This is a genomic window from Kitasatospora sp. NPDC005856 (assembly GCF_040629945.1).
GTDB lineage: Bacteria > Actinomycetota > Actinomycetes > Streptomycetales > Streptomycetaceae > Kitasatospora.
Genome location: NZ_JBEXWT010000018.1, coordinates 41,152 through 62,829, shown reverse-complemented (window position 1 = coordinate 62,829; position 21,678 = coordinate 41,152). Strand labels below are relative to the sequence as shown.

Below are 21,678 nucleotides of genomic sequence, written 5' to 3'. Positions count from 1 at the left end.
ACGCCCCCGGCCCGAACACCGCACGCCCGGAGAACCCTCGCCCGGCACCGGCCCCGTCGACACCGCCGGCCCCGTCGCCGGCCGCCCGCCCCCGGGCCGCGCGCCCGGTGGCCCTCACGGCTGCCCGGCCGCGGGGACGCCCTCGCCCTGGGGCGGTACCCGGCCCGGCGCCGCCCGGGCCGGCTCGGGCACCCCGAGCGGGATGTCCGGCACCGCCTCGATGCAGTCCTCCGAGTGCACCACCGGCTGCCAGTCGTGCTCGGCCAGCGCGTCGATCAGCGCCCGCACCATCACCGGGTCGAACTGGCTGCCCGAGCAGCGGTCCAGCTCCGTGATCGCCTCGCCGACCGGGCGGCCGCGCCGGTAGGAGCGGGTGGAGGTCATCGAGTCGAAGGCGTCGGCGACCGAGATGATCCGGGCGAACTCGGGGATCTGCTCGCCGGCCAGGCCGCTCGGGTAGCCCCGGCCGTCCATCCGCTCGTGGTGGTGCAGGATTCCGGCGTGCGCCTCGCGGAGGAAGTCGATCCCGCGCACCAGCTCGTACCCGTACACCGGGTGGATCTCCACCGCCCGGCGCTCCTCCTCGGTGAGGGGACCGTTTCTGCGCAGCAACTCGGTGGCCACCCCGAGCTTGCCGACGTCGTGCAGGATGCCGGCGAAGCGCAGGGTGCGCAGCCGCTCGGCCTCCATGCCGAGCTGGGTGGCGATCAGCACCGAGGCCCGGCCGACCCGTTCGCTGTGGCCCCGGGTGTAGGAGTCCTTGATCTCCACGGCCTGCACCAGCGACTGCACGGTGGCCTGGTGGGCGTCGCGCTCGCGCTGGCCCTGGGCGAACACCCAGGCCGAGATGGACAGCGGCAGCAGCGCGAGCAGCGCCGCGAACGCACCGTACGGGCCCTGCCAGAGCACCGCGACCATCAGCCCGCCGGCCGCGTGCACCAGCACCGGCAGCCCGCACACCGAGTGCGCCCCGCGCAGCAGCACCCCGGGGCGGCGGCCCTCGCTGAGCATCAGCATGACGCCCACCACCACCCCGTTGACCAGGCAGAACACCGCGACGGCGGCGAATCCCGGCAGCAGTGCGGCCGGGAAGCGGGAGCCGAGCAGCAGCTGCGGGCCGTGCAGCAGGTGGAAGACGGCCGAGGAGGCGAAGGCGCACAGCGCGAGCTGGGAGCCGTTGAACAGCTGGCGCGGGCGGCAGCCGCGCCCGTTCGGCCCGCCGAGCAGCGCGGCCGGGGCGGCGACCAGGGCGGAGGCGGACGGCGCGAGCATCAGCACCCCGGCGAACAGCACCGGGAAGAAGGCGTTCACCCCGGGCCGGGCGGGCGTCCGCTCGGGCAGCGCCGGCCGGCGCAGCAGCCGGCGCACCAGCACCAGACAGGGCGTCGGCAGGCCCTGGGCGAGGGACTCCCAGCAGCCGTGCAGGAAGGCCAGCAGCCCGACCTTGGGCCAGTCCACCGGCGCGCCGAGCCAGTGCGGCAGCCGGGGGGTGAGCGCGGTGGGCAGCAACGGCACCAGGCAGCACAGCGCCACCACCGGAACGGCCACCAGGTAGCGCGTCGCCCCTCGCGGCAGGGTCGATCCTCCACAGTCGGTAGCGATCTCGACCTCCCCGCCGTACGGACCCCGTGTTGCCTCGACGCGTCGGGCGGACCGACGGTGAGTGTCCGTCAGGAGAATAGGCCGCCGTCCGGACATGGGGACGCATGATGGCGCAACGGCGCAGTTGGCGCACCGCCAACTCACTCGAACGAGTGATGGCGCATGCGAGCGGAACAGGAGCGGCCCCGGGAGCACACACTCCCGGGGCCGCTGTATTCCTTGCCCGAACTGCCGGAACCGCCCTGACGGTGCCGACCGACCCGGCCGACCACCGCACGGACGTTCGCCGCACCGGTGTTCGCCACGCGGGCGTTCGCCCGAGGGGCCGTCACTCCACCTGGGCGCCGGCCTCGACCGGCGCGCCGGGGCGCTCCGTCGGCTCCTGCTCGGCCGCCACGCCCGGCCTGGGCGCCGGACGGGCCGACTCGGCGTGCAGCTCGACGGTGGCCTCCACCGCGACCACCACCTGCTCGCCCGAGCGCTGCCCGGCCCGGATCGAGTCGATCCTGGCCAGCACCTTGCTACGCAGGTCGGTCGGGGTGTCGTCGCACCCGCAGGAACGCTTGATCAGCGCCTTGATCGCCTGCTCCAGCCCGTACTGCTTCAGGCAGGGCGAGCACTCCTCGAAGTGGACGCGCAACTTGGCGCAGTCGCCCTCGGGCATCTCGTTGTCGAGGAATTCATAGAGGTGGTCGAGGACCTCGCCACACTCGGTTTCGTGCGGATCGCCGCAGCTCATGAGCCCGAGCCCTTCGCTTCCTGCCCTGCCCCGCTGCCGGCCGGGACGAGCCCGCGCTCACGGGCGTAATCCTCCAGCATGCCGCGCAGCTGACGGCGGCCGCGGTGCAGCCGGGACATCACCGTACCGATGGGAGTACCCATGATGTCCGCGATCTCCTTGTACGCAAAGCCTTCTACGTCCGCGAGATAGACGGCGATCCTGAATTCCTCCGGGATGGCCTGGAGCGCGTCCTTCACATCGCTGTCGGGAAGGTGGTCGAGCGCCTGGGTCTCGGCCGAGCGCAGACCGGTCGACATGTGCGACTCGGCCCTGGCCAGCTGCCAGTCCTCGATCTCCTCCGCCGCGGTGCGCTGGGGCTCCCGCTGCTTCTTGCGGTACGAGTTGATGAACGTGTTGGTGAGGATGCGGTACAGCCAGGCCTTGAGGTTGGTGCCCTCGCGGAACTGGTGGAAGGACGCGTACGCCTTGGCGAACGCCTCCTGGAGCAGGTCCTCCGCGTCGGCCGGGTTGCGCGTCATGCGCAGCGCCGCCGAGTACATCGGATCCAGGTAGCCCAGGGCGTCGCGCTCGAAGCGCTCCCGCCGGGCCTCCTCGCTCTCCTCCGCCGACACCCGGTAGGTGTCCTCACCGATCGCCTCGGCCAGCTCCTCACCGGTGAGCGCCTCGCCCGCGGGCAGGGCGTCGCCCGGGCCACGGCCCGGATCGGCCTCGTGCTCGGTCCCGACGACCGGACCCACCTCCTCGGCATGACGGGAACGGCCCACGGCGGGCCGCCCAGAAATGGAGGATATCGGGCTGACGGGCTTCTCGCCCGCGTCGAGCCACTCCGACCACGAGGGAGCGAACGCCGTGGTGGCCTCGCGCTCCTCAGGCCGCTCGGGGCACGCGATCGAACCCATCTGCCCTGCCTCTCTCACCGGTGACTCGTGCTGACGGACACGACAACCACACCGGCACCGCCCGCATTCCCGCCCCCGGGCACCGTTCACTCGCACGAGTGAGCGAGTGGAGACTCCCCGCTCACGGGCCGCAGGGCTCACGGGCCGTAGGGCTCACGGCCCGCAGGGCCGCCCCGACTCGCCGCCCCCGGCCTCACACCAGCCGCAGCACCCAGTCCCCCACCGCCGAGCAGATCAGGTCCAGCACCTCGTCCTGCCCCATCGGCGCCCGCTTGGGCACCTCGAACCCGTGGCTGCCGTACGGCACCGCCACCAGCTCGTGCCCCGCCGGCAGCTCCGGGAACTCCGCCGGCCCGCCGAACGGATCCGCGGCGCTCTGCACCACCAGCGTCGGCAGCCCGGACTCCAGCAGCTCCTCGGCCCGGCTCTTCTCCGGCTTGCCCGGAGGGTGCAGCGGGAACGCCAGCGCCACCACCCCGACCGCCCCGGTCCGCGCGCCCGTCCGGCAGGCCACCCGCGCCCCCGCGCTGCGCCCGCCCACCACCAGCGGCACCCCCTGCCCGGCCAGCCTCTCGGCCACCGGCCGCCAGCCGAGGTCCAGCGTCCTCGGCGCCGGGCCGAGCTTCTTGCCCGCCACCCGCCAGGGCTGCTCGACCAGCGCCACGGTGATCCCCCGGGCCGGCAGCCTCCCGGCCAGCGCCACCAGGTCCCGGGCCTCGATCCCGCCGCCCGCACCGTGGCCGAGCGCCAGCACCGCCCTGGGCTCCGCGGCGCGGTGGTAGCTGATCCGGGCCTCCCCGGCCTCGGTGGGGACCGGTTCGGTCGGGACCGGTTCGGTGGTGCTCATCGCGGTGACTCCCAGCATGGTCAGAACAGGGTGGTCTCGTACTCGACCTCGGTCCACGGCTCCTTGAGCTCCGGGCCGTTGTTGCGGATGCTGCCGACCGCCGGCGACACCGGGGTGGCCAGCAGCGCGCCCGGCGGCGGGGGTATCAGCAGCCGGCGCAGCCCGTCCGGGTCGGTCAGCCGTGGGTCCAGCCACTCGTCCCAGTCCGCCGGGTCCAGGAACAGCGGCATCCGCTCGTGGATCGGCGCCAGCGCCTCCTCGGCGTCCGTGGTGACGATCGTGAACGTCACCAGCCAGGCCTCCGGGTGCCCCGGCGGCACCGCCCGGTTGCGCCAGAACTCGTACAGCCCGGCCAGCGCCAGCGGGGTGCCATCGGCCCGGGAGACGAAGTACGGCTTCTTGCGGGCCTTGCCGCGCTCCCCCGGCACCGTCTGCCACTCGTAGTAGCCGTCCACCGGCAGGATGCACCGGCGCGCGGCGAAGGCCTGCCGGTACGAGGGCTTCTCGTGCACCGTGTCCGACCGGGCGTTGATCATCTTCACCGCCGTCTCGGGCGAGTTCGACCACTGCGGCACCAGCCCCCAGCGCAGCACCCGCAGCTGCCGCACCGGCCGCGGCCGCTCCTTGCCCAGCCGCTCCAGCACCACGAAGGCGCCATCGGTCGGCGCGACGTTCCAGTTCGGATCCAGGGTCTCCTCCGGATCCCAGTGCTCGACGTCGAACAGCTCGACGACGTCCTCGGGCTTGTTGCTGGCTGCGAACCGACCGCACATGCGGGCCAGCTTGCCATGCCACCGGTCCTCACGACCTCTTCATCAGCGGACCAGAACCGCCCGCCGCCCGGCGCCCGTCCCCGCATGGGAGGCTGCCCCGAACGGCCCAACGCGACGACCCGACGCGACGACCCGACGCGACGACCCAGTGCGACGACCCAGTGCGGCGGACGGAGGCGGAGAGACACCGATGAACGCGAACGACCACACCCTCGGCGACCTGTGGAACCAGGTGACCGGCACCCAGAGCGCCCCGCCCGGCTGGCTGGTCCTGGCCACCGCGGCCGCCGCCCTGCTCACCGTCCTGGCCCGCCCGCTCTGGCACGTCGCCCGCAACGCCGTGACCATCGCCCACGAGGGCGGCCACGGCCTGGCCGCCCTGGCCACCCGCCGCAAGCTGACCGGCATCCGGCTGCACTCGGACACCTCCGGGCTCACCCTCTCCTACGGCCGCCCCACCGGCCCCGGCATGGTCCTCACCACCGCCGCCGGCTACACCGCCCCCGCCCTGCTCGGCCTCGGCTGCGCCGCCCTGCTCGCCGCCGACCGGATCACCCTGCTGCTCTGGCTGGCGATCGTGCTGCTGCTCGCCCTGCTGCTGCGCATCCGCAACGCCTTCGGCTTCCTCAGCGTGCTGGTCGCCGGCGGCGCCTTCTTCCTGGTCTCCTGGTTCGGCAGCGCCGAGGTCCAGGCCGGCTTCGCCTACCTCGGCTGCTGGTTCCTGCTCTTCGGCGCCGTCCGCCCCGTCCTGGAGCTCCAGCACCAGCGCCGGATCGGCTGGGCCCGCGACTCCGACGCCGACCAGCTCGCCCGGCTCACCCACGTCCCCGCCCTCGCCTGGGTCACCGTCTTCCTGCTCGTCGCCCTCGCCTGCCTCGCCCTCGGCGCCGCCTGGCTGCTCCAGCCCCTGCGCTAGCCGACGGCCGCCCGCCGCCCGCCGACGGCCGCCCGCCGGCAGCGGCCCGGCACCGTCCCGCCGCCGTGACCGACGCCGGGGGTTCGTCCACGGCCCCTAGACTTGCCCCATGACCGAGACCCTGTGGCCCGCCCCCGTCGCGACCAGCCCCGTCGACGCCACCATCACCATCCCCGGCTCCAAGTCGGTCACCAACCGGGCCCTGGTGCTGGCAGCACTCGCCGACGGGCCGGGCTGGGTGCGGCGCCCGCTGCGCAGCCGCGACTCCCAGCTGATGGCCGACGGCCTGCGCGCCCTCGGGGTCACCATCGAGGAGAAGGTCAACAACGACTCCGGCGGCATCGGCGGCGGCGAGGCCTGGCGGGTCATCCCCGCCCCCGCGCTGCTCGGCCCGGCCTCCGTCGACGTCGGCAACGCCGGCACGGTCATGCGCTTCCTGCCCCCGCTCGCCGTCCTCGCCGACGGCCCGGTGCACTTCGACGGCGACCCGCGCTGCTACGAGCGCCCCCAGCACGGCGTGATCGACGCCCTGCGCGCGCTCGGCGCCCGGATCGAGGACGGCGGCCGCGGCGCCTTCCCGCTCACCGTGCACGGCACCGGCTCGCTGGACGGCGGCCCGGTCGAGCTGGACGCCTCCTCCTCGTCCCAGTTCATCTCCGCCCTGCTGCTCTCCGGGGCCCGCTACAACCACGGCATCGAGGTCCGCCACGTCGGCGGACCGGTCCCGTCGCTGCCGCACATCCGGATGACCGTGGCGATGCTGCGCCTGGCCGGCGCCCAGGTCGACGCCCCCGAGGACGGCGGCGAGAAGGACGTCTGGCGGGTCACCCCGGGCGCCCTGATCGGCCGCGACCTGGTGGTCGAGCCGGACCTCTCCAACGCCGCGCCGTTCTTCGCCGCCGCGCTGGTCACCGGCGGCCGGGTCACCGTGCGGGACTGGCCCAGGCAGACCACCCAGCCCGGCGACCAGCTGCGCGAGATCTACACCCGGATGGGTGGCGCCTGCGAGTTCACCGACGAGGGGCTGCAGTTCACCGGCACCGGCCGGATCCACGGCATCGAGGCCGACCTGCACGACGTGGGCGAGCTGACCCCGGTGATCGCCGCCGTCGCCGCGCTGGCCGACTCCGAGTCCCACCTGTACGGCATCGCCCACCTGCGCCTGCACGAGACCGACCGGCTCGCCGCGCTCGTCAAGGAGATCAACGACCTGGGCGGGGACGTCACCGAGACCGAGGACGGCCTGCGGATCCGCCCGCGCCCGCTGCACGGCGGCATCTTCCACACCTACGAGGACCACCGCCTCGCCACCGCCGCCGCCGTGCTCGGCCTCGCCGTGCCCGGCGTCGAGGTCGAGAACGTCGCCACCACCGCCAAGACCCTGCCCGACTTCCCCGGGATGTGGTCCGAGCTGCTCGGCGAAGCGGCGGCGGGCGCCTGAGCGGAGACTGAGCACATGCGCCGCTACGGCAAGGACGCCGACGAGGACGACATCCGCAACCGCCCCGCCCGCCGGGGTTCCCGGCCGCGGACCCGGATCCGGCCCAAGCACGAGGACGCCGCCGAGGCGATGGTGCTGACCGTCGACCGCGGCCGGATCACCTGTCTGGTCGACCCGGGGACGAAGCAGGAGCACGAGGTCGTCGCCATGAAGGCCCGCGAGCTGGGCCGCAAGGGCGTCGTCGTCGGCGACGTCGTCAACCTGGTCGGCGACCTCTCCGGGGACGCCGACACTCTCGCCCGGATCGTCCGGGTCGAGGAGCGCACCTCGGTGCTGCGACGCACCGCGGACGACGACGACCCGTACGAGCGGATCGTGGTCGCCAACGCCGAGCAGTTGGCCATCGTCATCGCCCTGGCCGACCCGGAGCCGCGCCCCCGGCTGATCGACCGCTGCCTGGTGGCCGCCTACGACGCGGGCATGGAGCCGCTGCTGGTGCTCACCAAGTCGGACCTCGCCCCGGCAGCGACCCTGCTGGACTCCTACGCCCCGCTGGGCATCAAGTACGTGGTCACCCGCCGCGACGAGCTGGAGACCACCGGCGCCGAGGCCGTCCGGGAGCACCTGCGCGGCCTGTCCACGGTGTTCATCGGCCACTCCGGCGTGGGCAAGACCACCCTGGTCAACGCGCTCGTCCCGGACCGCCAGCGGCAGACCGGCCGGGTCAACGCCGTCACCGGCCGCGGCCGGCACACCACCGTCTCCGCGCTGGCGCTGCGGCTGCCCCCGCCGACCGGCGCCAAGGCCGGCTCGAAGAAGGCGCTGAACTCCGGCTGGGTGATCGACACCCCCGGCTTCCGCTCCTTCGGCCTCTCGCACATCGACCCGTCCCGGGTCATCCACGCCTTCCCCGACCTGGAGCCCGGCACCGTCGACTGCCCGCGCGCGTGCAGCCACGACGAGCCGGACTGCGCGCTGGACGCCTGGGTCGCCGAGGGCCACGCCGAGGCGGCCCGGCTCTACTCGCTGCGCCGGCTGCTGGCCAGCAAGGAGGGCGAGGCCGACTGAGTCCGGCCGCCCTCCGCCCCTGCCCGGGGTTGGTGGCCCGTTCGAGGTGTCGGAGCGGGCCCACCTGGCGATCATAGGAAAGTCGGGCCACACGCGGTCCGACCGTCGATCGACAGGGAGGGCACGGATGGCATGGGCCCTGGTGGTCCTGGCCGGCCTGCTGGAGACCGGCTTCGCGATCAACCTCAAGCTCAGCGAGGGCTTCACGAAGCTCTGGCCCACCATCAGCTTCTGCGTGTTCGCCCTCGGCAGCTTCGGCCTGCTCACCCTCTCGCTGAAGACCCTGCCGGTCGGCCCCGCCTACGCGGTGTGGACGGGCATCGGCGCGGCCGGCACCGCGATCTACGGCATGCTCTTCCTGGGCGAGAGCACCTCGGCGCTCAAGCTGGTCTCGATCTCGCTGGTGATCGCCGGGGTCATCGGCCTCCAGCTCAGCGGCACGAGCCACTGAGCGGCACCCGCACCGAGCCGCACGGCGCACCGGGCGGGCGCGCGCCCGTCCCCGCCGCGTCCCGCTCCGCGAGCCCGGCTGTGCCGATCGGGGCGGGCTCGCTAGGGTTTCGGACATGGCCGATTACCACGACGACCTCCGACTCGCCCATGTCCTCGCCGACTCGGCCGACTCGGTCACCCTGGAGCGCTTCCGCGCCCTCGACCTGAAGATCGAGACCAAGCCCGACCTGACGCCGGTCAGCGACGCCGACAAGGCCGCCGAGGAGCTCGTGCGCAACGTGCTCCAGCGCGCCCGTCCGCGCGACGCCGTCCTCGGCGAGGAGTTCGGCCTGCAGGGCTCCGGCCCGCGCCGCTGGGTGATCGACCCGATCGACGGCACCAAGAACTACATCCGCGGCGTCCCGGTCTGGGCCACCCTGATCGCCCTGCTGGAGGACGGCCCGGACGGCGTCGAGCGCCCGGTGGTCGGCATCGTCTCCGCCCCCGCGCTGCAGCGCCGCTGGTGGGCGGCCAAGGGCCTGGGCGCGTTCGGCGGCCGCAGCCTGGCCAAGGCCTCCCGGCTGCAGGTCTCCGGCGTCTCGCGGATCGAGGACGCGTCCTTCTCCTACTCCTCGCTCAGCGGCTGGGAGGAGCGCGGCCGCCTCGACCCGTTCCTGGACCTCACCCGCGCCTGCTGGCGCACCCGCGCGTACGGCGACTTCTGGTCCTACATGATGGTCGCCGAGGGCGCCGTCGACATCGCCGCCGAGCCCGAGCTGTCGCTGTGGGACATGGCGGCCAACTGCATCATCGTCGAGGAGGCCGGCGGCCGCTTCACCGGCCTGGACGGCGTCCCCGGCCCCGGCGGCGCCGACGCCGTCGCCTCCAACGGCCTGCTGCACGAGGAGGCCCTGCACCGGCTCTCCGTCTGAGCGCGGTCGCGGGCCGACCGTGGTCGCGGGCCGAACTGACCGCAGGCCGGCCGTGGTCGCGGTCCGAACGTCACCATGGGCCGACCGTGGTCGCGGCCCGAACATCACCATGGGCCGACCGTGGTCGCCGTCCGAGCGTGGTCGCGGCCCCTTGACCAGTGGGAGCCGGTCAAGGGGCCGCCGCCCTTCCCGGTCCGTGACTACTGCTTGCGCAGCTCCCGGACGGCCGCGTCCAGCCGCTGCCCGAAGTCGGCGTCGGCCTTGCGGAAGTTGTCGACCGCCCGCTCCACGATGTCCTCGCGGTCGGCGGAGACCTTGGCGATGAAGCCCGACAGGTTGCCGATCAGGCGCTGCTTCTCCTCCTCGGAGAGCAGTCGGTAGAGGTTGCCGGCCTGCACGAAGTCGTCGTCCTCGGCGTGCGAGGGCGCGGCGTGGGTGCCGGTGAGGCCGTCGACGGCGGTCGCGGCCCACAGCGGGCGGCCGGTCTGCACCGGGCCGCCGAAGCTGTTCGGCTCGTAGTTCTTCTGCCGGCCGTGGCGGCCGTCGTAGAGGTGGCCGTCCCGGCTGTTGGTGCGGGCCTCGGTGGCGTGCGGGCGGTTCACCGGCAGGTGGTCGGCGTTGATGCCGACCCGGTAGCGGTGGGCGTCGGCGTACGCGAACAGGCGGCCCTGGAGCATCTTGTCCGGGGACGGGCCGATGCCGGGCACGAAGTGCGCCGGGGAGAACACCGACTGCTCGACCTCGGCGAAGACGTTGTCGGGGTTGCGGTTGAGCTCCAGCTTGCCGATCTCGATCGGCGGGTAGTCGGCGTGCGGCCAGACCTTGGTCAGGTCGAAGGGGTTGAAGCGGTAGTTCGCCGCGTCGGCCGCCGGCATGATCTGGACCTGCACCGTCCAGCTGGGGAACTCGCCGCGCTCGATCGACTCGCGCAGGTCGCGCTGGTGGCTGTCCGGGTCCTCGCCGGCGAGGGTGTTGGCCTCGGCCTGGGTGAGGGTGCGGATGCCCTGGTCGGTCTTGAAGTGGTACTTGACCCAGAAGTGCTCGCCGGCCTCGTTCTGCCACTGGTAGGTGTGCGAGCCGTAGCCGTTCATGTGCCGGTACGAGGCCGGGATGCCGCGGTCGCCGAACAGCCAGGTCACCTGGTGGGTGGCCTCGGGCGACAGGCCCCAGAAGTCCCAGACGTTGTCCGCCTCCTGCGAGCCGGTGTACGGGTCGCGCTTCTGGGTGTGGATGAAGTCGGGGAACTTGAGGGCGTCCTTGATGAAGAACACCGGGGTGTTGTTGCCGACGAGGTCGTAGTTGCCCTCCTCGGTGTAGAACTTCACCGCGAAACCGCGCGGGTCGCGCACCGCGTCGGCGGCGCCGAGGTTGCCCGCCACGGTGGAGAAGCGCAGGAAGACCTCGGTCTGCCGGCCGATCCCGGACAGGAAGGCCGCCCGGGTCCAGGGCGTCACGTCGGCGGTCACGGTGAAGGTGCCGTACGCGCCGGCGCCGCGGGCGTGCACCACGCGCTCCGGGATGCGCTCGCGGTTGAAGTGCGCGAGCTTCTCGAACAGCAGCTGGTCCTGGAGGAGCGCCGGACCCCCGACGCCCGCCGTCTCGGTGTTCTGGTTGTCGGCGACGGGGGCACCCGCCTCCGTGGTCAGGGTCGGGCGCTGCTCGTCCTGGGTCGTCATGGGAGTGCCTCCGCGGTGTCCGGTCGTGATGACACGATCCTAACTTGGACTTTGTCCAAGTCAACACTGGAACCAAACTCGGATCCTGACCTACTCTGGATGACATGAGCGACCTGCTGGAGAGACTGCGCGCACGGGGCTGGCGGCTGACCTCGCAACGCCGGGTCGTGGCCGAGGTCCTGGACGGCGAACACGTGCACCTCACCGCCGACGAGGTGCACGCCCGCGCGACGGCCCGGCTGCCGGAGATCAGCCGCGCCACCGTCTACAACACGCTCGGCGAACTCGTCACCCTCGGCGAGGTCCTGGAGGTCGCCACCGACGGCCGCGCCAAGCGCTACGACCCCAACGCGCACCGCGCCCACCAGCACCTGATCTGCTCGGGCTGCGGCGCGATCCGCGACGTCCACCCGCAGGGCGACCCGCTCGCCGCCCTCCCCGCCGCCGAACGCTTCGGCTTCGCCGTCACCGCCGCCGAGGTCACCTACCGCGGCCTGTGCCCGAACTGCCGCCCCTGACCGGGGAACCGCACCGATCGGGGCCAGGACCGGCCCTACGCGCTCAACTCGGCACTCAGCGCGCCCAGCAGCCGCCCGGCCCGCTCGGCCACCTCGGCCGGCCCGGAGTCGATCGCCCGCCGGCACCAGTTCTCCGCCTGCACCGGCTCCCCCCGGCGCAGCGCCAGCAGTGCCAGGCGCAGCGCCGCCCGGCCGTGCCCGGCGTCGGCGGCCCGGGTGTACCAGAGCATCGCCTCGGCCTCGCTGTCCTGCCGGGCCAGCAGCAGCCCCAGGTTGAACGCGGCGCTGCGGCTGCCCGCCTCGGCCGCCCGCCGGTACCAGCTCTCCGCGATCTCCAGCGCCCCGCGCTCGGCCGCCCGCACGCCCATCCGCACCTGCGCCCGGCGGTGCCCGGCGTCGGCGGCCACCGCGTACCAGTGCTCGGCCTCGGCGTCCGCGTCCCCGCGCCGGTCCAGCAGCGAGGCCAGCCGGAACGCGCCCTCGGCCGAGCCCCCCGCCGCCGCCTGCCGGTAGCGCTCCAGCGCCCCGCCCAGGTTGCCGCGCTGCTCCTGGACGACCGCGAGCTGCAGGGCCGCCTCGCCGTGCCCCTCGGCCGCGGCCCGCGCGTACCACTCCTGGGCCTGCTGTTGCTCGCCTCGACCGGCGTGCAGCACGCCGAGGTTGAACGCGCCGTCCACGCTGCCGGCCTCGGCCGCCTTGGAGAACCAGGGCTGGGCGCCGGACTCGTCGCCGCGCTGCAGCAGCACCACGGCCAGCGCGTTGCAGGCCTCCCGGTGCCCGGCGTACGCGGCCCGGCGGTACCACTGCTCGGCCTGCTGCTCGCGGCCGGTGCCGGCGCAGAGCAGGCCGAGGTTGAAGGCGCCGTTCTGGTCGCCCGCGTCGAGGGCGGCGCGGTACCAGCGTTCGGCCGCGGCGGCCTCGCCGCGGCTCGCGTGCAACGCGCCCAGCGCGTTGGCGGCGTTGCCGTCCCCGGCCTCGGCGGCCTCCTGCCACCACTCGGCGGCGGCCGCCGGGTCCCCGGAGTCGCGCAGCAGGAAGCCCAGCGCGCAGGCCGCGCGCGGCTCCCCGTTCTGCGCGGCCTGCCGGTACCAGCGGGCCGCCTCCTCCAGCAGCGACTGGTCGGTGCGGGCGCGCTCCTCCAGCAGCACGCCCAGGCGCAGCGCGGCGCGGGCGTGGCTGCGGGCGGCGGCGGTGCGGTACCACGTCTCGGCGGTCTCCTTGTCCCCGGCGGCCTCGCGCATCCGGGCCAGCCGGTAGGAGGCCTCCCGGTGCCCGGCGTCGGCGGAGACCTTGAACCAGCGCTCGGCGCGCACGTCCCGCCGGTGCTCCATCAGGTCGCCCAGGGCGTAGGCGCCCAGCGGGTGGCCGTGGTCGGCGGCGAAGTGCAGCCAGTACTCGGCGGCCTCCTCCTCGCCCTGGTCGCGCAGTTGGAGCCCGAGCGCGTGCGCGGCCGGCGCGCTACCGGCCACGGCGGCCTGGCGCCACCACTGGCCGGCCTCGGCCCGGTGGCCCTGCTGGTGCAGCAGCACGCCGAGGTTGTTGGCGGCGGCGCGCACCCCGGCGGCCGCGGCGGCGCGCAGGTAGGGCTCGGCGTCCTCCAGTTCGCCGCGGCGCAGCAGCAGGGTGCCGAGCCGGCAGGCGGCGTCCGGGTCGCCGCCGTCGGCGGCCTGCCTGTGGCGGGCCTCCAGCGCGGCGGACTCGCGGGCGGCGAGGGCGGTCTCGAAGCTGGTCGTGTCCAGTCCGGCCGGGTCGAGCGCGGCCCCGGCGGCCGGCTCCCCGCCGGAGGGCCCGCCGTACGCGCCGACGGCGGCGGCGAACTGACGGGTCGACACGTGGACCAGGCTGTCGGGCCCGTAGCCCGGGGTCGAGGGGCGCTCGGACAGTCCGCTGGTGCGCTGGGCGGGCAGGGCTCCGGGGTGGGCGGCGGTGCTCTCGGCGCTCTCCGCCCAGGCGTCGGTGTCCGCCTCGACGGCCGCCGCGGACTTGGCGCCTGACTTGCCGATCAGCCTCATGCCGACTCCCGCTCCCCCAGAGTGTCGCGGCATCGTGCCCCGGCGTGCGGCCGGGAGGACCAGGAGAGGCGCCGGACCCGACGGCCGGTCAGCGGCCGTGCACCGTCCCCCATGTGTCCCATCGTCGCATCACCCAGTACCCGCGTACACCTGCCCCGGCCGAATTCCGGCGGGGCCGACCCGAAGCCGACGAAATTGCTTCGGCGCTTTGTCGATTTCCCGACACTTCAACCCCACAAACCCCGCTGCCGTCCTCCTTGGCGACGGTCGATAGTACCGGAGCGGTTCCCGCCGCTTCCGGACGAGAACGGGCGGGAACGGCTCGGGAACGGCTCGGGAACGGCTCGGGAAACACCAGAGGCCCGGAGGAAGGATCCTCCGGGCCTCTGGCCTTTGTAGCGGGGACAGGATTTGAACCTGCGACCTCTGGGTTATGAGCCCAGCGAGCTACCGAGCTGCTCCACCCCGCGTCGGTGATTGAACCTTAGCACGGACGCGGGGTGGAACGGAAAACGGTTGCCGCAGCTCAACGGCCGCGGCCGCGGGCTACGGCTGCGGGCTGGGCGATCCGCCGCCCGTGGCGCCCGGGGCCGGAGTGCCGCCCGGGGCGGGCGCCGGGGTGCCGCCGCCGGCCGCCGCGATGGCCTTCAGGGCGTCGCCGAGCGCCTTCTGGGCGGTGCCGTAGGCCGCCCAGTCGCCGTTCTTGATCGCGGTCTGGCTGTCGTTGTACGCCTTCTGCGCGTCCGAGATCGCCTTCTGGAGCTCCGGCGAGACCGTCGCGCCCGGCGCCGGCGTGGTCGGCGTCATCGGGGCCGTCCCGGTGCCCGGCGTGGACGGCGCGGTCGGGGTGGTCGACGGGGGCGCCCCGCCGAACACCTTCTTCAGCGCGGCCTCCAGGGTGTCCTCGAAGGCCACGTTGTCGTCCCCGTACACCGCCAGGACCTTCTGCATCGTCGGGTACTTGGCGCCGCGGCCGCGCACGTACACCGGCTCGATGTTGAGCAGTCCGCCGCCGACCGGCAGGGTCAGCAGGTTGCCGTACTCCAGCTCGGCGTCCCCGCCGCTCTTCAGGGCGAAGATCTGCGAGGCCACCTCCTGGCGGGAGTTGAACTTCGACTGCACCAGGCCGGGGCCGGGGGCGCCGCTCTCGCCCGTCATCTTCAGGATGCGGATCTTCCCGTAGTCCTCCCCCGGGTCCGCGTTGACGGCCATGAAGGCCGCCAGGTTGGGCCGCTGGTTGGGCACGAAGGTGCTGGTGAGCGAGAAGCTCGCGGTGGTGGTGTCCGGCATCCGCACCGTCACGTAGTACGGCGGCTGGACCTGCTTGGTGTCGCTGGTCGGGTCCACCGGGACCTGCCAGATGTCACTGCCGTTGAAGAAGGAGTTGGCGTCGGTGACGTGGTACTGGCCGAGCAGGTCGCGCTGCACCTTGAACATGTCCTGCGGGTAACGCAGGTGCGGCAGCAGGGTCTGCGGGATGTCCGCCTTGGGCTCGACGGTGCCGGGGAAGGCCTTCATCCAGGTCTTCAGGACCGGGTCCTTGTCGTCCCACTGGTAGAGCTTCACCTCGCCGGTGTAGGCGTCCACCGTGGCCTTGACCGAGTTGCGGATGTAGTTGACCTGGTTGGCGACGGTCAGCAGCTCACCGCGCTGGTTGGTCAGCGAGTCCTTGGTGGCGGCGCCCAGCGTCGTCTTCGAGGAGAACGGGAAGCCGTCCGAGGTGGTGTAGCCGTCCAGCACCCACAGCACCCGGCCGTCCTCCACCACCGGGTACGGGTCGGCGTCGATCGACAGCCACGGCGCGACCTTCTCCACCCGCTCCTTGGGCGTCCGGTTGTAGATCACCTTCGCGCCGTCGGTGATCGCCCCCGCGTAGAGGATCTGCGGCTCGGCGAAGCGCACCGCGTACGCGGCCCGGGTCAGCGGGTTGTCCAGCGAGACCCCGCTGCCACCGGTGTAGGTGTACTCGGCGTTCTGACCGGTCTTGGGATCGGTGTAGTCGATCTCCTTGTTCGCGCCGCCCACGATCGAGTACGTGGTGGTCTTCTCGCCGTAGTAGATCCGCTGCTGGTAGTCGCCCAGCGTGCCGGTGGCCGGCAGCCCCGACTCGGTGAACACCGGCTGGCCCTTGTCGTCGACCTGGTTGCCCTTGGCCGCCACCGCGCCGTAGCCGTGGGTGTACTTGAAGTGGTCGTTGATCCAGTTGCGCTGCACGCCGTTGAGGTCGAGCTCGCGCAGGCCGATCACGCTGTCCTGCTTGTCCTGCCCGGTGCCGTAGCGGTCCACGTCCAGCGTGTTCGGGAAGGCGTAGTAGTTGCGCTGCTGCTCCAGCGACTGGAACGCCGGCGAGACGACGTTCGGGTCCAGCAGCCGGATGTCACCGACGGTCTGCGCGTCCGGCTTCAGCGCCTCGGCGTTGGTGGTGCCCTGCGGGGTGTACTGGGTGGTCTGCGCGTCCGCGATCCCGTACGCCTGGCGGGTGGCGTCGATGTTCTTCTGGATGTACGGCGTCTCCTTGGCCTGCTCGTTCGGCTTGACCTGGAACTGCTGCACGATCGCCGGGTACAGCCCGCCGATCAGCACCGCCGACAGCACCATCAGCCCCAGACCGATCAGGGCCGGGGCCCAGGTGCGGCGGATCGGGGTCAGGAAGAACAGCACCGCGCAGATGATCGCGACGAAGAACAGGATGGTCTTGGCCGGCAGGAACGCGTTGGCGTCCACGTACCGCAGGCCCGTCCAGCCGGAAACGCCCTTGTACGAACCGGTCTTCACCGCCAGCGCGTACCGGTCCAGCCAGTACGCGACGGCCTTCAGCAGCACGAACACGCCCAGCAGCACCGCCAGGTGCCCCTGCGCGCCCGCACTCGCCCGGCGGCCCGGGCCCTGCAGCCGCAGCCCGCCGTACAGGTAGTGCACCAGCGCCGAGGTCAGCAGCGAGACGATCACCGCGCTGAACGCGAAGCCCAGCACGAACTCGTAGAACGGCAGGTCGAAGGCGTAGAACGAGACGTCCATGCCGAACTGGGCGTCCTTCTCACCGAAGGAGGTCGAGTTCGTCCACATCAGCCAGGTCCGCCACTGCCCGGAGGCCGCGGCGCCGGCCACCAGGCCGATCACCAGCGAGATGCCGATCAGCGCCCAGCGCTTGAACGGCGCGAGGCCCGCCCGGTAGCGGTCCAGGCTCTGCTGCTCCACCGACATCGCCGACAGCGGCGGGCGCAGCCGGTGCGCCAGCCAGATGTTGAAGCCGACGATCACCGCCATCAGCAGCCCGAACACCGCGAACAGGCCGGTCTTCGTCCACAGCTGGGTGGTGAACACCGAGGAGAAGTGGACCGACTTGAACCACAGCCAGTCCGTCCAGAAGCCCGCGAACATGACGAACAGCAGGAAGAGCACCGCGAGCACGCCCACGGTCAGCAGGGCCACCCGCGCCCGCCGGGAGGGCGGGCCTACCCTGCGCCGGAAACCCGGCCCTGAGCGTTCGGGCATCTGGAAGACCACGGTGGCACCTCGGCAGTGTCGGCTGAATGGGTTCGGTCGTCAGAGAAACTTAACCAGGCTTTGGCCGAGTTCCCACCGTTAGCAGACGGTTACGACAGCCGCCCGCCCGGCGGGCGGGCCCCGCCCGACGTGTGAGGATTGAGGCATGTCCGACGCGTCTGAACTGAACAACTCCCCCGACGACGTCTCCAAGCTCCCCGCCGCGACCCCGCTGACCCGGGCCGCGCTGGAGATCGACGAGTACGCCGCCACCCTCGGCTGGGACCTCCCGGCCCGGCTGTTCGCCCTGGTGGACAGCGCCGCCCTGCGCAAGGCCAACCCGAAGATCGCCAAGCAGCTCGGCCTCGCCGAGGGCGACGAGGCCGGCCTGACCCCGATCGAGCAGGACGAACTGCCGGCCGGCATGGAACTCGACAAGTTCCTCGGCACCATCGCCTGGCCCGACTCCGTGGCCGGCTGCGCCCTGGTCGTCGAGCGCCTGATGCTGCCCCCGGGCGCCGAGCAGTCCCGTCCGCGGGGCGCCACCGACGCCCAGCTCGCCGAGTGGGTGGCCAACCACCCCAAGCGCGAGGAGGTGCGGATCACCGCCGCGGTGCTGCGCGACGGCAAGAAGGAGATCGCCCTGCGGCTGCGTTCCAAGGACGTCGCCCGCGAGGTGCTGACCGGCCCCGACCTGGTGCCCGGCCTGACCGACGCACTGCTGGCGACCTTCTCCTGACACCTACCGGCCGGCTCCGGCTTCCCTGACCGGGCCGGCTCCCCCGCCCTGCACCGCCGGTTCCCCCGGCGGCCGCTCGCCCAGTGGCTGCCGGGGCGGGTGCCCGGCACCGGCTCGGCGTCCGCGGCTAGCCGGCGGTGCAGGACGGCAGCGCGGAGGTCTGCCCGGAGCGGACCTGCTCCAGCGACTTCAGCGCACCGTCCAGCGTGTCCGCCTTGATCAGGGTCAGCCCGGACGGGACGTTCTTGGTCGCCTCGGCGCAGTTCGAGGACGGGGTGAAGAAGTACTCGGCCCCGGCGTCCCGGGCGGCGATCAGCTTCATCGAGATGCCGCCGATCGGGCCGACCTTGCCGTCGTCGTCGATGGTCCCGGTGCCGGCCACGAACTTGCCGCCGGTGAGGCCGCCGCCCGGGGTGAGCTTGTCGATGATGCCGAGGGAGAACATCAGGCCGGCGCTCGGGCCGCCCACGTCCTGCAGGCCGATGTCGATCTGGAACGGGTAGGTGTGCCGGATCCCGGTGCCGATGCCCACCACCGCGAGCTCCGCCCGCTCGGCGGGGGCGTTCGGGTCGAGGTCCTTGGCCCGAACGGTCGGGACGGTGACGTCGGTCTTCCCGCCCGGCGCGGCGGCGCCGTTCGCGTCCTTGACCCGCGGCACGACGGTGAAGACCACCGACTCGCCGGGCTTGTGCTTGGTGACGGCCGCGACCACCTGGTCCACCGAGCCGGCCGGCGTGCCGTCCACCGCCACGATCTGGTCGCCGGCGTGCAGCCGGCCCTCGGCCGGGGCGCCCGCGGTGACCGACTTGACGATCAGCTCGTTGCCGACCGGGACGCCCAGCTGCTTGAGCGCCGCGGTGCGCGCGCTGTCCTCGGAGGAGGCGAACTCCTCCGCGTTCTGCTTCTTGGCCTCCGCGTCCGACTGCCCCTTGGGGTAGACGTTGTCGTGCGGCACCACCAGCACGTCGTCCCGCAGCCAGCCGACCACCGCGTTGACCAGGCTGGGCTCGTACTTGGCCCCGGTGACCTGGACGGTGGTCATGTTGAGGTGACCGGTCGTCGGGTACGAATCGTGCCCGCTGATGCTGATCACCGGCTTGCCGCCCTGGTTGCCGAGCGTGTTGTACGTCGGCCCCGGGCTCATCTCCGTGTACGGCACCTTCATCAGCACCGAGACGCAGAGCAGCGCTATGAGCAGCAGGGTGGCAGCGAGCATCGTCGCGGAGCGGCGTGGCATGCCTCGACAGTACGGGACGCGGCCACGGCGACGCCCGCCGGGCTACCTGCCGGAGCCCTCACCGGGGGCGGCCGCGCCCGCGGTGGTGCGCTCCATGGCGGCCATGAAACGCCGGTGCTCGGCGAGTGAAGCCGGATCCCCGGTGGCCCGCGGCTCCCGCTGGGCCCACACCGCCCAGAGGGCTGCGACCAGGACGGCGACAACCGGAATGATCAACCAGGCGAGCACACCCATACCAGTACTCCCAGCTCGTCGTGTCTATGAGCAGATTAACCACTCCGGCGGACAACGCGATCGGCGCCGTCCGGGTTACGGGACGGCCGATCGGCTCACTTCCAGGGAGTATTCGGGGCACCCTCACGGGCCCGTTGGAGTGAGACCACGGCGCGCCTGACCCGACGGACGTGCCGGATGTGCTGATCGGTTCCGTCGTCCCGGACCGCTCTCAGCAGCCGCCGGCGCCGACCCACTCCTCCCCGCCGTCGGTGAAGACCTGGTGCTTCCAGATCGGCACCTCGTGCTTGAGGTCGTCGATCAGCCGACGGGCGGCCGCGAAGGCCTCGCCGCGGTGGGCGCAGGAGACGGCGACGATCACGGCCTTGTCGGTGATCTCCAGCCGGCCCACCCGGTGGACCGCGGCGAGCGCCCGGACCGGGAAGTCGGCGACCACCTTCTCGGCGATCCGGCGCATCTCCTGCTCGGCGGTGGGGTGGCAGCTGTACTCCAGCGCCGAGACCGACTTGCCGCCGTCGTGGTCCCGGACCGTCCCGACGAAGACGGTGGTGCCGCCGGCCGCGTCGTCGCCGACCGCCTCGTACACCTCGTCCAGCGAGAGCGGGGTGTCGCGGATGGCGAGCAGGCGGATGGGGTCGTGGTTCTCGGACATGACCCCATGATTCCCCATCCGGGACGGCGCGGGGCAAGCACTTTCCGCATCACGACGGCGAAATTTCGCATCGTGAGAAGCGCTGGCCCCCTCCCCTCGGCCGGCTCCCGACCCCTCGGCACTCCCGACCGGCTCCCGGCCAAGCGGAACCAGCCGATCAGGACCGGCCGGTCAGAACCGCCGCCGCTTGCGGGCCCGGCGCACCAGCGCCGCCGTACCGACCAGCGCCACCGTCGCCCCGGCCGCCCCCAGGCTGGTCGCCGCCTCCTTGCCGCCCAGTCGGCGCCCGGCCACCGCGTGCTTGCCGGACACCTGCTCCAGCAGCTCGGCCAGCACCTGCTCGTTGGAGTGCGCCGGGCGCCAGCCCGCCTCGTGCAGCCGGCTGCCGGACACCACCCACGGGTACATCGTGTACGCCAGGTCCCCGGCCGGCGCCGGGGTCAGACCCAGCCGGTGCAGCCGCGCCGCCGTGCCGAGCGCCAGCGAGGCCGGCAGCTCCATCCGCCGGATCCCGGACAGCCGCTCCACGTCCTCCTGCTCCAGCCAGCCGTCGCAGCCGACCGTCACCTCGCCCTCCACCAGGCCCAGCGCCGCGTACTCCAGCGCCGCCGCCAGGTCGTCCACGTGGCAGAACTGCCAGCACGGCCGGGAGCCGGCCACCACCAGCAGCCGGGGCGCCTCGAAGTGCCGGGTCAGCACGGTGTCCACGCCGGGGCCCACCACCACGGCCGGGCGCAGCACCGTCACCTGGAGGCCCGGGTGGGCGCGCGGCGCCCGGCGGGCCAGCCGCTCGATCTCCAGCAGGTCCCCGACCAGGGAGGCCTCCTCGGTGGCCCGCAACTCGGAGTCCTCGGCCAGCGGCACCTCGTTGTCGGCCAGCGCGCCGTAGACCATCGCCGAGGTGCACAGCACCACCCGGTGCACCCCGGCGGCCGCGGCCGCCGTCAGCACCGTCTGGGCTCCGCGCACGTTGTAGGCGCTGCGGGCCCGGGCGTCGGACTCCATCCCGAAGTCCATCGCCAGGTGCACCACCACGTCCACCCCGGCCAGCCGCTCGGCCACCGCCGGGTCGCGCACGTCGAGCACCCGCCACTGCACACCGGGCACGTCACCGCGCCGGTCGTCCACCGCGAGGACCTTGCGCACGTGCGGGGAGGCCACCAGCCGGGCGGCCACCCGCTCGCCCAGCACCCCCGCGGCACCGGTGACCGCCACGGTCAGCGGCCGTCCGCCGTAGGCTGGATGCGGCGACGCCGTGGTGTCCGACGCGTCCTCTCCTCCGGTCAGCCCAGAGCGAACGTCCGAAGGCGGGGAACTCACCGGCCATCCTCCACGGTTAGCTTTATGTGCGTACGGACGTGTGTCACGTACGTCCATCCTGCCCGAGGCGAAGGCCCGGCGGTGCACCCGGCGCGGGCCTGCCGCACGGGAGCCGCCCCCGAGTCCCCAACTCCGCCGCCGCCCCGGGCGCA

Annotated in this window: 19 protein-coding genes and 1 tRNA gene; 7 read left to right on the top strand and 13 right to left on the bottom strand. The window is 73.1% G+C overall.

Features of this window, described 5'->3' with window-relative positions:
- Positions 1-114 precede the first annotated feature (114 nt).
- From ABZ449_RS13980 to ABZ449_RS13960, 5 genes are all read right to left on the bottom strand, one after another.
- A complete protein-coding gene (locus ABZ449_RS13980) occupies positions 115-1,548 on the bottom strand; it encodes an HD-GYP domain-containing protein (RefSeq protein WP_360345151.1) in 1,434 nt (477 codons plus the stop codon).
- A gap of 382 nt (positions 1,549-1,930) precedes the next feature.
- Positions 1,931-2,341 (bottom strand): mycothiol system anti-sigma-R factor, encoded by a 411-nt coding sequence (gene rsrA / locus ABZ449_RS13975; protein ID WP_360345149.1) that lies wholly within the window; start codon positions 2,339-2,341, stop codon positions 1,931-1,933.
- Complete coding sequence (locus tag ABZ449_RS13970; RefSeq protein ID WP_224285424.1) at positions 2,338-2,976, bottom strand: sigma-70 family RNA polymerase sigma factor; 639 nt, start codon at positions 2,974-2,976, stop codon at positions 2,338-2,340. Before ABZ449_RS13970 ends, rsrA begins: the two co-directional genes overlap by 4 nt.
- 460 nt (positions 2,977-3,436) lie before the next feature.
- On the bottom strand, positions 3,437-4,090 hold the full coding sequence (locus tag ABZ449_RS13965; protein WP_360345147.1) for an alpha/beta family hydrolase: 654 nt from the start codon (positions 4,088-4,090) through the stop codon (positions 3,437-3,439).
- Positions 4,091-4,110: 20 nt separating this feature from the next.
- Entirely contained in the window at positions 4,111-4,863 is a 753-nt protein-coding gene (locus tag ABZ449_RS13960; protein ID WP_360345145.1) for an SOS response-associated peptidase, read from the bottom strand.
- 190 nt (positions 4,864-5,053) lie between these two features.
- Here ABZ449_RS13960 and ABZ449_RS13955 point away from each other — a divergent pair, with 190 nt between their 5' ends.
- The 5 genes from ABZ449_RS13955 to hisN all read left to right on the top strand — a co-directional run bounded on the left by ABZ449_RS13955 (position 5,054) and on the right by hisN (position 9,652).
- Complete coding sequence (locus tag ABZ449_RS13955; RefSeq protein WP_360345143.1) at positions 5,054-5,779, top strand: M50 family metallopeptidase; 726 nt, start codon at positions 5,054-5,056, stop codon at positions 5,777-5,779.
- 109 nt (positions 5,780-5,888) lie between these two features.
- Complete coding sequence (gene aroA / locus ABZ449_RS13950) at positions 5,889-7,220, top strand: 3-phosphoshikimate 1-carboxyvinyltransferase (RefSeq protein WP_360345141.1); 1,332 nt, start codon at positions 5,889-5,891, stop codon at positions 7,218-7,220.
- 15 nt (positions 7,221-7,235) lie between these two features.
- Positions 7,236-8,288, top strand: a complete 1,053-nt coding sequence (rsgA, locus tag ABZ449_RS13945) for a ribosome small subunit-dependent GTPase A (RefSeq protein ID WP_360345139.1) — start codon at positions 7,236-7,238, stop codon at positions 8,286-8,288.
- A gap of 127 nt (positions 8,289-8,415) precedes the next feature.
- Complete coding sequence (locus tag ABZ449_RS13940) at positions 8,416-8,739, top strand: multidrug efflux SMR transporter (protein ID WP_360345137.1); 324 nt, start codon at positions 8,416-8,418, stop codon at positions 8,737-8,739.
- A 115-nt stretch (positions 8,740-8,854) separates the two neighbouring features.
- Positions 8,855-9,652 carry a histidinol-phosphatase gene (gene hisN, locus ABZ449_RS13935; protein ID WP_360345135.1) on the top strand — a complete coding sequence of 266 codons (798 nt, stop codon included), beginning with the start codon at positions 8,855-8,857 and terminating at the stop codon, positions 9,650-9,652.
- A gap of 200 nt (positions 9,653-9,852) precedes the next feature.
- Here hisN and ABZ449_RS13930 read toward each other — a convergent pair whose 3' ends face one another.
- Positions 9,853-11,328 (bottom strand): catalase, encoded by a 1,476-nt coding sequence (locus tag ABZ449_RS13930; RefSeq protein WP_360345133.1) that lies wholly within the window; start codon positions 11,326-11,328, stop codon positions 9,853-9,855.
- 104 nt (positions 11,329-11,432) lie between these two features.
- Between ABZ449_RS13930 and ABZ449_RS13925 the strand changes: the two genes are divergently transcribed.
- Positions 11,433-11,846, top strand: coding sequence for a Fur family transcriptional regulator (locus ABZ449_RS13925; RefSeq protein WP_360345131.1), 414 nt, complete (start codon positions 11,433-11,435; stop codon positions 11,844-11,846).
- A 35-nt stretch (positions 11,847-11,881) separates the two neighbouring features.
- On the opposite strand, the gene ABZ449_RS13920 is transcribed toward ABZ449_RS13925, so the two are convergent.
- The 3 genes from ABZ449_RS13920 to ABZ449_RS13910 all read right to left on the bottom strand — a co-directional run bounded on the left by ABZ449_RS13920 (position 11,882) and on the right by ABZ449_RS13910 (position 17,353).
- Positions 11,882-13,858 (bottom strand): tetratricopeptide repeat protein, encoded by a 1,977-nt coding sequence (locus ABZ449_RS13920; RefSeq protein ID WP_360345129.1) that lies wholly within the window; start codon positions 13,856-13,858, stop codon positions 11,882-11,884.
- Between the two features lie 396 nt (positions 13,859-14,254).
- Positions 14,255-14,328 (bottom strand) — tRNA-Met (locus ABZ449_RS13915).
- A 76-nt stretch (positions 14,329-14,404) separates the two neighbouring features.
- A complete protein-coding gene (locus ABZ449_RS13910) occupies positions 14,405-17,353 on the bottom strand; it encodes a UPF0182 family protein (protein ID WP_360345248.1) in 2,949 nt (982 codons plus the stop codon).
- Positions 17,354-17,510: 157 nt separating this feature from the next.
- Here ABZ449_RS13910 and ABZ449_RS13905 point away from each other — a divergent pair, with 157 nt between their 5' ends.
- Positions 17,511-18,083 (top strand): PPA1309 family protein, encoded by a 573-nt coding sequence (locus ABZ449_RS13905; protein ID WP_360345127.1) that lies wholly within the window; start codon positions 17,511-17,513, stop codon positions 18,081-18,083.
- 127 nt (positions 18,084-18,210) lie between these two features.
- Here the strand turns inward: ABZ449_RS13905 and ABZ449_RS13900 are convergent, their stop codons facing one another.
- The 4 genes from ABZ449_RS13900 to ABZ449_RS13885 all read right to left on the bottom strand — a co-directional run bounded on the left by ABZ449_RS13900 (position 18,211) and on the right by ABZ449_RS13885 (position 21,526).
- Entirely contained in the window at positions 18,211-19,320 is a 1,110-nt protein-coding gene (locus tag ABZ449_RS13900; RefSeq protein WP_360345125.1) for a PDZ domain-containing protein, read from the bottom strand.
- A 42-nt stretch (positions 19,321-19,362) separates the two neighbouring features.
- Complete coding sequence (locus tag ABZ449_RS13895) at positions 19,363-19,554, bottom strand: hypothetical protein (protein ID WP_360345124.1); 192 nt, start codon at positions 19,552-19,554, stop codon at positions 19,363-19,365.
- Positions 19,555-19,765: 211 nt separating this feature from the next.
- Entirely contained in the window at positions 19,766-20,206 is a 441-nt protein-coding gene (locus ABZ449_RS13890) for a molybdenum cofactor biosynthesis protein MoaE (RefSeq protein WP_360345122.1), read from the bottom strand.
- 171 nt (positions 20,207-20,377) lie between these two features.
- On the bottom strand, positions 20,378-21,526 hold the full coding sequence (locus tag ABZ449_RS13885) for an NAD-dependent epimerase/dehydratase family protein (protein ID WP_360345120.1): 1,149 nt from the start codon (positions 21,524-21,526) through the stop codon (positions 20,378-20,380).
- Positions 21,527-21,678 lie beyond the last annotated feature (152 nt).

Excerpts from the sequence above, each read along its gene's own strand:
- ABZ449_RS13960 (WP_360345145.1), bottom strand. The coding sequence starts at position 4,863 with ATGTGCGGTCGGTTCGCAGCCAGCAACAAGCCCGAGGACGTCGTCGAG.
- ABZ449_RS13955 (WP_360345143.1), top strand. The coding sequence starts at position 5,054 with ATGAACGCGAACGACCACACCCTCGGCGACCTGTGGAACCAGGTGACC.
- ABZ449_RS13900 (WP_360345125.1), bottom strand. The coding sequence starts at position 19,320 with ATGCCACGCCGCTCCGCGACGATGCTCGCTGCCACCCTGCTGCTCATA.
- ABZ449_RS13905 (WP_360345127.1), top strand. The coding sequence starts at position 17,511 with ATGTCCGACGCGTCTGAACTGAACAACTCCCCCGACGACGTCTCCAAG.
- ABZ449_RS13890 (WP_360345122.1), bottom strand. The coding sequence starts at position 20,206 with ATGTCCGAGAACCACGACCCCATCCGCCTGCTCGCCATCCGCGACACC.
- rsgA (WP_360345139.1), top strand. The coding sequence starts at position 7,236 with ATGCGCCGCTACGGCAAGGACGCCGACGAGGACGACATCCGCAACCGC.
- rsrA (WP_360345149.1), bottom strand. The coding sequence starts at position 2,341 with ATGAGCTGCGGCGATCCGCACGAAACCGAGTGTGGCGAGGTCCTCGAC.
- hisN (WP_360345135.1), top strand. The coding sequence starts at position 8,855 with ATGGCCGATTACCACGACGACCTCCGACTCGCCCATGTCCTCGCCGAC.
- ABZ449_RS13925 (WP_360345131.1), top strand. The coding sequence starts at position 11,433 with ATGAGCGACCTGCTGGAGAGACTGCGCGCACGGGGCTGGCGGCTGACC.
- ABZ449_RS13895 (WP_360345124.1), bottom strand. The coding sequence starts at position 19,554 with ATGGGTGTGCTCGCCTGGTTGATCATTCCGGTTGTCGCCGTCCTGGTC.
- ABZ449_RS13940 (WP_360345137.1), top strand. The coding sequence starts at position 8,416 with ATGGCATGGGCCCTGGTGGTCCTGGCCGGCCTGCTGGAGACCGGCTTC.
- aroA (WP_360345141.1), top strand. The coding sequence starts at position 5,889 with ATGACCGAGACCCTGTGGCCCGCCCCCGTCGCGACCAGCCCCGTCGAC.
- ABZ449_RS13965 (WP_360345147.1), bottom strand. The coding sequence starts at position 4,090 with ATGAGCACCACCGAACCGGTCCCGACCGAACCGGTCCCCACCGAGGCC.
- ABZ449_RS13930 (WP_360345133.1), bottom strand. The coding sequence starts at position 11,328 with ATGACGACCCAGGACGAGCAGCGCCCGACCCTGACCACGGAGGCGGGT.
- ABZ449_RS13920 (WP_360345129.1), bottom strand. The coding sequence starts at position 13,858 with ATGAGGCTGATCGGCAAGTCAGGCGCCAAGTCCGCGGCGGCCGTCGAG.
- ABZ449_RS13910 (WP_360345248.1), bottom strand. The coding sequence starts at position 17,353 with ATGCCCGAACGCTCAGGGCCGGGTTTCCGGCGCAGGGTAGGCCCGCCC.